General features: G+C 64.8%; 10 protein-coding genes and 1 pseudogene. 10 read left to right on the top strand and 1 reads right to left on the bottom strand.

Going from position 1 to position 13011, the window contains the following annotated elements; genetic code table 11:
- Nucleotides 1–54: 54 nt before the first annotated feature.
- Nucleotides 55–505: pseudogene (locus tag KP010_RS10190) on the bottom strand (transposase); the annotation flags it as partial.
- A 186-nt stretch (nucleotides 506–691) separates the two neighbouring features.
- Between KP010_RS10190 and KP010_RS10185 the strand changes: the two are divergent.
- From KP010_RS10185 to KP010_RS10140, 10 genes are all read left to right on the top strand, one after another.
- Entirely contained in the window at nucleotides 692–997 is a 306-nt protein-coding gene (locus KP010_RS10185; protein ID WP_216280835.1) for an STAS domain-containing protein, read from the top strand.
- Nucleotides 998–1129: 132 nt separating this feature from the next.
- On the top strand, nucleotides 1130–1495 hold the full coding sequence (locus KP010_RS10180) for a response regulator (protein WP_216280834.1): 366 nt from the start codon (nucleotides 1130–1132) through the stop codon (nucleotides 1493–1495).
- Nucleotides 1496–1539: 44 nt separating this feature from the next.
- On the top strand, nucleotides 1540–3513 hold the full coding sequence (locus KP010_RS10175; protein WP_216280833.1) for a chemotaxis protein CheA: 1974 nt from the start codon (nucleotides 1540–1542) through the stop codon (nucleotides 3511–3513).
- A complete protein-coding gene (locus KP010_RS10170; protein WP_216280832.1) occupies nucleotides 3513–3962 on the top strand; it encodes a chemotaxis protein CheW in 450 nt (149 codons plus the stop codon). Before KP010_RS10175 ends, KP010_RS10170 begins: the two co-directional genes overlap by 1 nt.
- A gap of 13 nt (nucleotides 3963–3975) precedes the next feature.
- On the top strand, nucleotides 3976–6078 hold the full coding sequence (locus KP010_RS10165; RefSeq protein WP_216280831.1) for a methyl-accepting chemotaxis protein: 2103 nt from the start codon (nucleotides 3976–3978) through the stop codon (nucleotides 6076–6078).
- A gap of 92 nt (nucleotides 6079–6170) precedes the next feature.
- Nucleotides 6171–8375: a methyl-accepting chemotaxis protein gene (locus KP010_RS10160; protein ID WP_216280830.1), complete on the top strand. Its 2205-nt coding sequence runs from the start codon at nucleotides 6171–6173 to the stop codon at nucleotides 8373–8375.
- 71 nt (nucleotides 8376–8446) lie between these two features.
- Nucleotides 8447–8932 (top strand): chemotaxis protein CheW, encoded by a 486-nt coding sequence (locus tag KP010_RS10155; RefSeq protein ID WP_216280829.1) that lies wholly within the window; start codon nucleotides 8447–8449, stop codon nucleotides 8930–8932.
- Nucleotides 8932–9843, top strand: coding sequence for a protein-glutamate O-methyltransferase CheR (locus KP010_RS10150; protein ID WP_216280828.1), 912 nt, complete (start codon nucleotides 8932–8934; stop codon nucleotides 9841–9843). Before KP010_RS10155 ends, KP010_RS10150 begins: the two co-directional genes overlap by 1 nt.
- On the top strand, nucleotides 9840–10952 hold the full coding sequence (locus KP010_RS10145) for a chemotaxis response regulator protein-glutamate methylesterase (RefSeq protein ID WP_371824204.1): 1113 nt from the start codon (nucleotides 9840–9842) through the stop codon (nucleotides 10950–10952). The genes KP010_RS10150 and KP010_RS10145 overlap by 4 nt, the downstream gene beginning before the upstream one ends.
- Nucleotides 10949–12661 (top strand): hypothetical protein, encoded by a 1713-nt coding sequence (locus tag KP010_RS10140; RefSeq protein WP_216280827.1) that lies wholly within the window; start codon nucleotides 10949–10951, stop codon nucleotides 12659–12661. The genes KP010_RS10145 and KP010_RS10140 overlap by 4 nt, the downstream gene beginning before the upstream one ends.
- Nucleotides 12662–13011 lie beyond the last annotated feature (350 nt).

Genomic DNA, 13011 nt, shown 5'->3' with positions numbered 1-13011 from the left:
GCCCTCCGACATCATACGACGCCGGCCGAAGGGGGCATCCACCCCATCAGTTCAGTCCATCGCGACAACGTCCCCCGGCGAGAGCGTCCGAACGAGAACCTGATCGACATAGGCTTGGAACCATCGACCGTCGATCGGGCCGTCGAGAACCCTTGGCGCCATCATTCCGGTCAGGCGCGGGCCGGCGACGAACGTCGTCGTCTTCCAATGCCCATGCGGAACGCCGGCGCGCAGCCGCTCGCCTTTCGGCGCGCACCCGTTCTTGCGCGCCATATTGGTCGTGGCCCATGTCTCGTCGATGAAGACGAGCTTTTCGGGATCGAGATCGAGCTGGTTGTCGAACCAGGCTTCGCGCCGCTCCTTCACGTCGTGGCGATCCCGCTCGCTCGCATGGGCGGTCTTTTTTGTATGTCAGACCGCAGCGGTCGAGAAAGCCCCAAAGCGTCGCTCGGCTGGACTTTATCCCACGCTCGGTGAGGAGCCGTTCCAAAAGCTCGCTGATGGTCGGTCCGGCGTCGCCTCGATCAGGATGCCGATCGACAGAGTCGGGCTCTGAGCAATTACTCTGCTTGTCGAGCGGTGACGCTTTCAATGCTGAGTTGTAAACAAACAGATTCAATTTTGTAAGGCTTTTCACACCTTGTTAAGCTCCCACAGCTTAGTTTCAGCTATGTAGTGGAGCATGAATGCAATGCATGACCGTGCAACGATCGTCAGCTGCGGCGGAAAGCAGCTGATCTCTGACGCCGCGGAAATTCGTGAGGCGCTGTTGAGCGCTCTTCGGCAGAGCGCCGATGTCGTGATCGACTGCTCACGCACCAACGATGCCGACCTCACTTTCGTTCAACTGTTGATCGCCAGCCGTCGCATGGCTCGAGCGAGCGGCGCCGAGCTGAAAATCATCGCGCAGCCCGATTCTTTGATCGCCGAGGTTCTGCGGCGAACTGGATTCGCGCCCGGGGACTTGCTCGCGGACGGCGCGCCTACCGGCGTTTAGCGCGGTCGGTCCGATGGCCGCCGTGCAGATCGCGCGCGGCGCAGACATACCGGTGCGACATGACGGCGCCCCTTCCTTACGCGAGGCATTCCGGCGTTGCAGCCTCTGCCTCTCGACCAGAAGGCCGTGGATATGAAAAAGGTTTTGACAGTCGATGATTCCATGAGCGTTCGCCAGATGGTGCGGGCCGTCCTCACCGTCGCGGGATATAGCGTGATGGAGGCCAAAGACGGTCGCGAAGCGCTCGGAGCCGCGCGCAGCGAGCAAGCCAATATGGTGATCACCGACCTCAACATGCCGGTCATGGACGGGCTCACCTTCATTCGCGAACTGCGCAAGCTTCCCACCTATAGCGGCGTGCCGATCGTCTTCTTGACCACGGAGTCCGATGCGGCGGTGAAGCAGGAGGCCAAGGCGGCCGGGGCCACGGGTTGGATCACCAAGCCATTCAGTCAGGAGCAGCTGCTCGCCGTCGTCAAGAAGCTGATCGGGAGCTGATCGGCGCCCCGATGCCCGTCGAAACATGCAGGGGGACGAAGCCCATGAACGACGCCGAAAAGGCTTTTCGCGAAGAAGCCGATGATTTGCTGGAGCAGCTCGAGCAATCGCTGCTCGATCTCGAGAAGACGCCGTCCGACAACGAGCTCATCGCTTGCGCTTTCCGCGCGCTGCATACGCTCAAGGGCTCGGGCGCGATGTTCGGCTATGAAAAGGTGTCGGCGTTCGTTCATAATTTCGAGACGGCCTTCGATCATGTGCGCAAGGGCCGCGCGCCGCCGAGCACCGAGCTCGTATCGGTGGCCCTGCTCGCCAAGGATCACGTGCGCACGCAGATCGAGGATCCGGAGGCCGCCGACGAGGCGACGGGCCGCCGCATTCTCGATGAGCTGCGTCGCGTGGTGGAGGCTTCGGCGCCGGCGGTCGCCGAGGCGCCGACCGCGGAGATTACGACGGCCGCTCGGCCCGCCCGCGCCGCTTGGCGTCTGCGCTTCTCCTTCGACGAGCGCGTGCTCGTCAATGGAACCAATCCGCTGCTGCTGTTCGACGAGCTGCGCACGCTCGGCGAGCTCGATCTGCGCGCTTGCGCGGATGCGGTTCCCTCGCTCGACGCGATCGATCCGACGGTCTGCTATCTCTCCTTCGAGGCGACGCTCGTCACCGATGCGCCGCGTTCGGCGATCGAGGATGTCTTCATCTTCGTGATCGACGAGATGAGTCTCGAGATCGAGCGCGTGGATGAGGAGCAGCCGGCGCATGTGGAGGAGGCGCCGCCCGCCGCCGCCGAAGCGGCGCCGACAGCAACGCGACGCAGCGCAGAGAACGAGGGGCGCGGCGCCGGCTCGGTGCGCGTGCAGGCGGAAAAGGTCGATGAGCTGATGGATCGCGTCGGCGAATTGGTCATCGCTCAGGCGCGGCTGACGCAGCTCGCCGAGACGGCGAGCCTCGACATAAAAGCGATCGCCGAGGAGATCGAGCGTCTCGCCGCCAATCTGCGCGACGTCACCATGGGCATTCGCATGGTGCCGATCGGCTCGCTGTTCGGCCGCTATCGGCGTCTCGTGCATGATCTTTCCAGCGAGCTGGGCAAGCCGGTCGATCTCGTGATGTCCGGCGAGGAGACCGAGCTCGACAAGACGATGATCGAGCGCCTCGCCGACCCGCTCGTGCATCTCATTCGCAATTCGCTCGATCACGGGCTCGAGGATGTCGCCGGACGCGCGGCCGCGGGCAAGGCGGCCACCGGCCGCATTCGGCTCTCGGCGAGCCATTCCGGCGCCGAGGTGCTGATCACCGTCGCCGACGACGGACGCGGGCTCGATGTCGCACGCATTCGCGCCAAAGCGGTGGCCAACGGCCTCATCGCCGAGGACGCCGTGATGAGCGATGCGGAAATTCATCAGCTCATCTTCCACGCCGGCTTCTCGACCGCGCAATCGATCACCAAGCTTTCGGGCCGCGGCGTCGGCATGGATGTGGTCAAGCGCACGATCGAGGGCCTGCGCGGCGCGATCGACATCGCGAGCACGCCGGGCGGCGGGTCCGAGGTGACGCTGCGGTTGCCCTTGACGCTGGCGATCATCGAGGGGCTGCTCGTGCGCGTCGGCGCCGCGCGCTATGTCATCCCGCTTTCTTCCGTCGAGGAATGCGTGGAGCTGGCGACCGCCGGCGAGGGCGGCTCGGCGGGCCGCAGCTTCCTCAACATCCGCGGCGATCTCGTGCCTTTCCTGCGGCTGCGCGAATTCTTGAGCGCCAGGACGCCGCCCGATCCGCATCAGAAGGTCGTCGTCGTCTCCTTCGGCGATCAGCGCGTCGGCCTCGTCGTCGATCAGATCATCGGTAGCCATCAAACGGTGATCAAATCGCTCTCCAAGCTGCACGCCGACGTGCCGTGCTTCTCGGGCGCGACCATACTCGGCGATGGCGCCGTGGCGCTGATCTTCGACATTCCGCATCTCGTTGATCGCGGACAGGCGCATGACGAGGAGCGCAAGGCGCGAGAGAAGGAGGCGGCGTGATGGCGCAGGAGACGATAGACGAAAGCAGGCAATGCCTGATGCTGGGCGTCGGCGGCGAGATCTTCGCGATCGACGCCGAGCGCGTGCGCGAAATTCTCGATCCCGCGCCTGTGACGGACGTTCCGGGCGCGCGCGATTTCGTGCGCGGCCTCATCAATGTGCGCGGCAAGGTCGTGCCGATGGCCGATCTGCGTCCGCGCTTCGGAATGGAGGTCGCGGAGGCGACGCCCGACACGCGCTTCGTCGTCATCGAGGTCGATCTCGACGGCGAGCCGACCGTCGTCGGCATCGTGGCGGACAAGGTCTATGAGGTGGCGGAGCTGCCTCTCTCATCGCTCGGAGCGGCGCCGCGCATCGGCATGCGCTGGCGGCCGGAGCTGGTGAAATTCATCGGACGCTGGCAGGACGACTTCATCGTCGTTCCAGACATCGAGCGCATTTTCAACTGAGCTGGGGCGGACCATGCGATACACAGTCAAAGCAAAGCTGACGAGCGCTTTCAGCGTCGTCATAATTCTGTCTGCGGCAGCAGGAGCCGTCGCCTATACGAAGCTCGCAGCGCTCAACGAGAATATCGAGACGATCGTCGAGGCGCGCGTGAAGCGGCTCGTCTGGGCGGAGGATCTCAAAGTCATTTCCAGCGAAGCCGTCCGATCCGAGAAAAATGCGATCATCGCCACGACAGACGAAGAAAGCGCGAAGCACGTCGGCCGTGCGCTGAAGCTGCGCGAGGAATTTCGCAAGCTGCGCGAAACCATCTACGAAGTCGCGTCCCCGAAAGGCAAGGAATTGATCGCCAAGGTCGGCACAGCAGCCGATGCGGTCGACCCTCTGCTCGACAAGGTGCTGAACGCCGCGAAATTGAACTCCGCCTCGAAAGCCCGCAGCCTCGCAACGACCGAAGGAGCCGCCAAGGCCAAGGAGCTTCGCGCGGCCTTCAACGCCTTTTCCGAGGTGGCCGCGAAAAACGGAGCCTCCCTGCTCGTGAACGATCTCGAGCGGCTTCACTCGGCCATCGAGACTCTGGGCGGAGACACGCACCTCTATATTTCGGCGCCGACAATGGCGGAGCTCGAATCGGGCGCCAAGGCGCTTCAGGCAGACGCGGCGACAATCGCCGCGAGCGCCGAAGCGATCAAGTCGAGGGCCATGAAAGCGGGGATGGTTCAGGCGGCGGAGCATTTCGGAGCCGCCTTTGATCAATGGCTGAAGACACAGGCGCGCGTGATCGGCATTGCGCGTGAGGGTGGTTCGGTTTACGCCGCCGACCTGTCGAGCAATCAAAAGCGCATTCTTGCCGCCGAGGTGACGAAGTCGCTCGATGAATTTATCACTTTTCAGCGCAATCTGGTCGATGAGGCCAGAGCAAAGGCCGCCTCGGACTATGATCAGGCTCGGACGCTGCTTGTTCTCGTTTTGGCCGTTTCGATCTCCGTCGCCGCCGCCGCCGCGCTCTGGATCGGCTACTCGATCAGCCGCGGCCTCAACCGGGCCGTCACGCTTGCGAGCGCCGTCGCAGATGGCGATCTCTCTCGCAACATCACCGCTGACAGTGACGACGAGATCGGCGATCTCGTCGCGGCGCTGAAAAAGATGGTCGCCAATCTGCGAGAGGTGGTCGCCAAGACGTCCGACGCGGCGAGCAATGTCACGGCCGGAGCGCAGGAGCTCGCCGCATCGGCGGAGCAGCTCTCCCAGGGCGCGACGGAGCAGGCGGCCTCGGCGGAGGAGGCGTCCGCTTCAATGGAGCAGATGGCGTCCAACATCAAGCAGAACGCAGACAACGCCAATCAGACCGAGACCATCGCGCATCAATCGGCGCGCAATGCGGAAGCGAGCGGGGAAGCGGTCGCCCGCGCCGTCACGGCCATGCAGACGATCGCCGACAAGATCGGCATCGTGCAGGAGATCGCGCGCCAGACCGATCTGCTCGCGCTCAATGCGGCGGTGGAGGCGGCGCGCGCCGGCGAGCATGGCAAGGGCTTCGCCGTGGTCGCCTCGGAAGTGCGCAAGCTCGCCGAGCGCAGCCAGACCGCGGCCGCCGAGATCAGCGTGCTCTCCACCGACACTGTGCGCGCGGCGCGCGAAGCCGGCGAAATGCTGACCAAGCTCGTGCCCGACATTCGCCGCACCGCCTCGCTCGTCGAGGAGATCACCTCCGCTTGCCGAGAGCAGGACGCGGGCGCCGCGCAGATCAATCAGGCGATCCAGCAGCTCGACAAGGTGACGCAGCAGAACGCCAGCTCGTCGGAGGAAGTCTCCGCGACCTCGGAGGAGCTGTCGAGTCAGGCCGAGCAATTGCAGTCGACGATCGCTTTCTTCCGCCTCGGCGACCAAGCAGCGCGAAGCAGCGCGGCGAGCCATGCAGACACTGGCGCACATGGCGTGCGCCAACTGCGCGAGAAGGCGATGTTCGCGGCCGCGGAGCTGTCGCATCGTTCGCCCGGCGGACGCAAGCCGATGCGCGCCGCCAAGCCGGCGATGAAGGCGACCGGCACCGGCGGCTTCGTGCTCGACCTCGCCGGTGGAGAGGACGAGATGGATGCAGAATTCCGAAGAGGCTGAGGCCCCGCGCCCGCCGCGACGAGCCATGCTCCCTCTCTCGACGCGAGCGTTTCGCAGAGATGACAATCGAAATTTCGTGACAGGAACATCCGATGCGATACACAGTCAAAGCAAAGCTCGCTACCGCCTTCGGCGTCGTCATCGTTCTCTCGGCGGCGGCGGGCGCCGTCTCCTACACGAAGCTGGCGGCGCTCAACGAAAATCTCGAAGCGATCGTCGAGGGCCGCGTCAAGCGGCTGGTCTGGGCGGAAGATATGAAGATGCTCACGCTGGACAGCGTTCGCTCCGAGAAGAACGCCATCATCGCGTCGAGCGACGCGGAGAGCGAAAAACATGTCGCCAACGCGCTGAAGACGCGCGAGGACGCGCGCAGGCTGCGTGAGTCGATCTATGAGGTCGCCAGCGCGAAAGGCAAGGAATATATCGTCAAGGTCGCCGCGGCCGTCGAAGCGCTGAATCCTGTGCAGGACAAGGTCCTGAGGTCCGCCAAGCTGAATTCCGCCAATAAGGCGTTCGCCATCGCCGCCACCGAAGGCGCCGAAACGGCCAAAGAGCTGCGCGCCGCCTTCAACGCATTTTCCGAGACGGCCGCCAGAAACAACGCGCCCTTGCTCGTCGGCGATCTCGAGCGCATCCATTCGGCGATGGAGAAGCTGCGTGGCGACATGTACGCCTATATCGCCTCGCAGACTACGGCGGACCTCGAATCGCGACTCAAGCCGATCCAGGCGGACGCCGCCGCGCTCGCCGCCAGCGCCGAAGGCGTCAAAGGCCGAGCGATCCGGGCCGGGATGGTTCAGCCCGCGGAGCTGTTCTCGACCGCGCTCGAACGCTGGCTGAAAATGGAAGCGCGCGCTGTCGACACTGCGCGCGAGGGCGGCTCGCTCATCGCCGCCGAGCTCTCAGGCGGCGAAGGTCGCACCCGCGTCCTGGAGGTGTTGAAGACGATCGACGAATTCATCGCCTTCCAGCGCAAGATTGTCGACGAAGCAAAAGCCCAAGCCGTGAGCGATTTCGAGCAGGCGCGGCTGCTGCTCATCATCACGCTGACCGGCTCCATGCTCGTCGCCGTCGGCGCCGCTCTGTGGATCGGCTTCAACATCAGCCGCGGCCTCGGCCGCGCCGTCGGTCTCGCCAATGCGGTGGCGGTCGGCGATCTCAGCCAGCAGATCTCGGCGAGCAGCAATGACGAGGTCGCCGACCTCATCGAGGCGCTCAACGCCATGTCACGCAATCTCAACGCCACCGCCGCCGTCGCCGACAAGATCGCGGCGGGCGATCTGACCGTTCAGGCGAAGCCGCTGTCCGACAAGGACACGCTCGGCATTGCGCTCGAGCGCATGGTCGCCAACCTGCGCGAGATCATCGTCAAGGCGACCAGCGCCGCGAATAATGTCGCGGCCGGCGCGCAGGAGCTGTCGGCGTCGTCCGAACAGCTCTCGCAGGGCGCGACCGAGCAGGCCTCATCGGCCGAGGAAGCCTCCGCGTCCATGGAGCAGATGGCCTCCAACATCAAGCAGAACGCCGACAACGCCAATCAGACCGAGACCATTGCGCATCAGTCGGCGCGCAACGCCGAGGCGAGCGGAGAGGCTGTGGACCGCGCGGTGCAGGCAATGCAGACGATCGCCGACAAGATCGGCATCGTGCAGGAGATCGCGCGCCAGACCGATCTGCTCGCGCTCAATGCGGCGGTGGAGGCGGCGCGCGCCGGCGAGCATGGCAAGGGCTTCGCCGTGGTCGCCTCGGAAGTGCGCAAGCTCGCCGAGCGCAGCCAGACCGCGGCCGCCGAGATCAGCGTGCTCTCCACCGACACTGTGCGCGCGGCGCGCGAAGCCGGCGAAATGCTGACCAAGCTCGTGCCCGACATTCGCCGCACCGCCTCGCTCGTCGAGGAGATCACCTCCGCTTGCCGAGAGCAGGACGCGGGCGCCGCGCAGATCAATCAGGCGATCCAGCAGCTCGACAAGGTGACGCAGCAGAACGCCAGCTCGTCGGAGGAAGTCTCCGCGACCTCGGAGGAGCTGTCGAGCCAGGCCGAGCAATTACAATCGACGATCGCCTATTTCCGCCTCGGCGACGAGGTGCGCGTCGCGACGACGCAGAGCAGGCGCCCCGCCATTCGCCAGCTGCGCGAGAAGGCGATGGCCGCGGCCGCCGAGCTCTCTCATCGCGCAAGCTCCGACAAGGGCGCGGGCGCAGCTCGACCGGCGATGAAGGCGACCGGAACGGGCGGCTTCATGCTCGACCTTTCTCACGGCGAGGATGAACTGGACGCAGAGTTCCGACGCGGCTGAGCCTCGATTGGAACGCTCTCGATGGACGAGGGCGCTCCCGAGCGCCACCGCGAGACGAGGATATTGCGAAGATGACACAGGACCTGAGCCAATTCGTCACGATGGGCCTCGACGGCGAGGTCTTCGGTCTCCCCGTCGCCTTGGTGCGGGAAATCCTCGACTATCGCCACATCACCAAGTTACCGCAGGCGCCGGCCTATGTGCTGGGCATGATCGACGTGCGCGGCGAAGCGGTGCCGATCATCGATCTGCGCGCCAAGCTCGGGCTGCCGTCCGTCGCGGCGACGGAGGCGAGCCGTCTCATCGTCGTGAATGTCCTGCTCGACGGCGGCGAGGCGGCGCTCGGTCTTCTCGTGGATTGCGTGTTCGAGGTGACGGAGCTCGATCGCGACGCGATCGATCCGCCTCCCAATGTCGGTGGTCGATGGCGCGCGGAGTGCATTCGCGGTATCGGTCGGCGCAACGGCGTGTTCGTTGTCGTGTTCGATCTGCCGCGTCTGCTCGCCGAAGGCGACATGGCGCTGGTGGTCGCCTCGACAGCGCCGCGAGCCGCGTGATGGGGTGCGAGCCAATTCGGCGTGCGAGCGACCCAGCGCTCGTGGAGGACGCCGCCCGCGCGATCCGGCTCGATGCGCTGAGCGACCGCCATTTCCGCACGCTCACGGCGTTCATCGAAAGCGAGGTCGGCATTCGGCTGCCGCCATCGAAGCGAACCATGGTCGAGGGCCGGCTGCGCCGCAGGGTCAAGGCGCTCGGCCTCCATGACCTCGACGACTACGCCCGTTTCGTGTTCGACCGCGGCGGGCTCGCGAGCGAGAGCGTTCAACTCATCGATTGCATGACGACGAACAAGACGGATTTTTTTCGCGAGCCGGAGCATTTTCATATGTTGGCGCAGAAGATCATGCCGCAGCTGCTCGCGCAGCGGCGGAGCCGAACCGATCGTCTGAATGTCTGGAGCGCCGCGTCGTCGATCGGAGCGGAAGCCTATACGATCGCGATGGTGCTAGCGGATCTCGCAAAAGTCGAGTCCTTCCACTTCCGCATTCTCGGCACCGATATCTGCTCGGCGGCCTTGGAGCAGGCCAAGCGCGCGATCTATCCCGAGGAGATGCTCGCGCCGACGCCGCCGGCGATGCGCGAGCGATATGTGATGCGCTCGCGCAATCCGGCGCGCCGCGAGGCGCGCATCGTGCCGGAACTGCGGCGCCTCACGCGTTTCGAGCGGCTCAATCTGATGGACTCGTCCTATCCGGCCGACGACGACATGGACGTGATTTTCTGTCGTAATGTGCTCATTTACTTCTCTGCTGCGACTCAGCATGCCGTAGTCGCCAATCTCTGCCGGCATCTGCGGCCAGGCGGTTATCTGCTGCTCGGCCATTCGGAATCGATGGCCGGCGCCAAGCAGCCCGGATTGCGGCAGATCGCGTCCACGGTTTATCGACGAGAAGGAGGACGCGCGTGATCGCGTCGACGAAAATTCGCGTTCTCATCGTAGATGATTCCGCCTCCGTGCGTCAGACATTGAGCGACATGCTCGGCGCCGAGCCGGACATCGAGGTGATGGGAACGGCCGCCGACGCCTATGCGGCGGCGCGCCGCATTCAGGCGGAAATTCCAGATGTGATCATTCTCGACGTGGAGATGCCGGGCATGGACGGCATCACTTTCCTGCGCAAGATCATGTCGCAGAAGCCGATGCCGGTGGTGATCTGCTCGAGCTTGACGGAAGCGGGCTCGAAGGCGCTGGTCGACGCCATGGAGGCGGGGGCCGTGGACGTCATCGCCAAGCCGCATATTGCCACCAAGCAATTTCTCATGGAGGCGAAGGTGCGCGTCTCCGACGCCGTGCGGGCCGCCGCTCATTCGAAGCGGCGCAGCGCCGTCTCGCGCGCCAACATCGTCGAGCGCAAGCTCACCGCCGATGTCATGCTGCCGCCGCCGGCGCTGCGCTCGATCCACCGACCGACCGAGACGATCGTCTGCATCGGTGCTTCGACCGGCGGCACCGAAGCGTTGCGAGATGTGCTCGAGGCGCTTCCCGAGACCTCGCCCGGCATGGTCATCGTGCAGCATATGCCCCAGCATTTCACCGCCGCCTTCGCGCGCCGCCTCAATGGTCTTTGTCGAGTGGAGGTGAAAGAGGCGGAAGACGGCGACCTCGTGCACGCCGGACGCGTGCTGATCGCGCCGGGGAATCGGCACCTGCTGCTGCAGCGCAACGGAACGCGCTATCACGTCGCGATCAAGGACGGCCCGCTCGTGTCACGTCATCGACCTTCGGTCGACGTGCTGTTTCGCTCGGCTGCGCAATGCGCCGGCGCCAATGCGGTCGGCGTCATCATGACCGGCATGGGCGACGATGGCGCCAAAGGCCTGCTCGAGATGAAGCAGGCCGGCGCGCGGACGATCGCTCAGGACGAGCAGAGCTGCGTCGTGTTCGGCATGCCGAAGGAGGCCATCGCCATCGGCGCAGTGGGCAAGATCACGCCTCTCAGCGCCATCGCGCGCGAAATTGCCGCCGTCGAGCTCGCGGAGCCGACCGTCGGCGCGACGAAATGGACAGCCGCATGAGCCACTCGGCCGCCCTGTCCGTCGTCGACCGCGTCGCCGCGTCTCTCGACGGGGTGTTTCAGGACAGCGAGCGCGTCTTCGCCGCGATCGGCGCGGGACTGGGAGAGGCGATCGTCGATTTCGGCGGGCTCACCGCCACGTTCGAGACCTTGTCGACGGCGCTCGAGAACGAAGACATGCGCGAGGTGGCGGATCGGCTTGCCAGGATTTCTGGCGCTCTCGGCGTCGTTGGCGAGCAGATGGCCGGCGAGCATGCCGCGCTGGCCGAGCTGCTCGCAATCAATCGCGAGGTGACCGATCTTCTGGGCCGCTTGCAGGACGGCGCCCGCACGATGACGATCCTGACGCTCAATGCGAAGATCGAAGCGACGCGTTTGGACCGGGACGGCGAAGATCTGTCGATTTTTTCGGTCGAGATGGCGCGCACCGTCAAGATCGCTCAGCAGACGGTCGACGCGCATGGCGTCGAGCAGGCCGAGCTCATTCGCAAGCTCGCTTCCGCCTGCCTGGCGCAGGCGGAGTTCGAGCGTCAGTATCTCGGCAAGATCGCGGCCGTTTCGCAAGAGGTGAGCAGAGCTTTCGATCTGGTCGACGAGCGCCGACGTCGGGCGGCGAAGACCGCAGCGGGCGTCGGCGCACGCTCGAAGCAGATTTCCTCCGCCATCGGCGTCGCCATTATCGCCTTGCAGATCGGCGACGCCACACGCCAGCGCATCGAGCATGTTGTCGACGCCTTGCGTATGTCGTGCGTGGAGTCTCGAACGCTCGGGGACGCGGAGGCGGTTGCGACGCTGAGAACCACATGCCTGTTGGAGGCGGCGCAGATCGATGCTGCGTCGCGCGGCTTCGAGGAGGGGCTTCGTCACGTCCATGACGCGCTCAAGCAGCTCGTCGGCGACTGCGCGGCGATCGGATCCGAGGGCGCGGAGATTTGGGGCGCGGGAAATTCCGGACACGGCTCTTTCCTCGAGGCGCTGATGGAGAAGCTCGAAGCCTCGAGCCAGCTCATGCAGGAATGCGCGACTGCTTCAGCCGCGGTCGAGGACATCAAGATCGAGACGCTGCAGACGTTGATTTCCTTGCAAGAGCGGATGAGCTCGCTGGAGCAGGCGGTAAAGCAGATGATGCTCGTCGGAATCAACGCCGGATTGAAGTCTCGCCAGTTCGGCTCCAGCGGCCTCGCGCTCGGCGTCATCGCCGAGCAATTGCGCAGCGATGCGCAAAGAATTTCCTGTGACGCAGAGCTGCTCATGCCCTCGCTCGCACGCGCGCTCTCGCTCGCACGCGGCTTCGAAGCAAAAAAGTCGAGCGTGGCCATGGACGATTTCGGAGCGGACCTGTCGGCGACGCTCGGCGATCTGGATGCGGTGGCGGAGCGCCTCGAGGGGGCTTTCGGGGCCTTGCTGACGGGCAGTCGTCGCGTGAAAGAGTTTCTCGGCCGCTCAATCGCCGAACTCGCCCCGCAGCAGCGAGTCTGCGACACGTCGAGCCGCGCGGCGCGTGATCTCGAACAAGTCGCGGGAGATCTGCCGGAAAGTTTCGAGGGCGTAGCGGCGTCGCGCTCGCTGCTCGAGGCGTTTTGGCGGCTTTACACGACGGAAGGCGAGCGGGTTATCCACCGAGGCGTCGCCGAGTCGGCGGATTATTGCCGAGTGGCTTCGCTCGCCTCGGACGCGGAAGACGAGCTTGGGGACATACTGTTCGTCTGACCAGCTCTCCATAGCGTCGCGCTGCCCTTGATTACGCGAATAAACTCTCTCGGTTTTCGTTACCCATGGCGCCTCGGGCCTGCGAATGCCGCGCCGAATTCGCCGCCCATGATCTTCATAGGGGTCATCGTGGAATCTGTTCCAAATCATACGCTATGCCGCGTCGAGGAAGTCGGCGCGGGGGTTTCGAAGGGGGCGGAAGGTGTTTTGAAAGGGCTCGGCCGGCCAGACATAATCGCCGTTGAAGGCGATGTGTGCTGTTGTCGAACGCTATGGCCCGCACGCCGCGATGCTCCCTGAACTGATGGGGTGGATGCCCCCTTCGGCCGGCGTCGTATGATGTCGGAGGG

The organism is Methylosinus sp. KRF6, from assembly GCF_018887255.1.
Taxonomy (GTDB): domain Bacteria; phylum Pseudomonadota; class Alphaproteobacteria; order Rhizobiales; family Beijerinckiaceae; genus Methylosinus; species Methylosinus sporium.
This window is presented reverse-complemented; position numbering and strand designations above follow the sequence as displayed.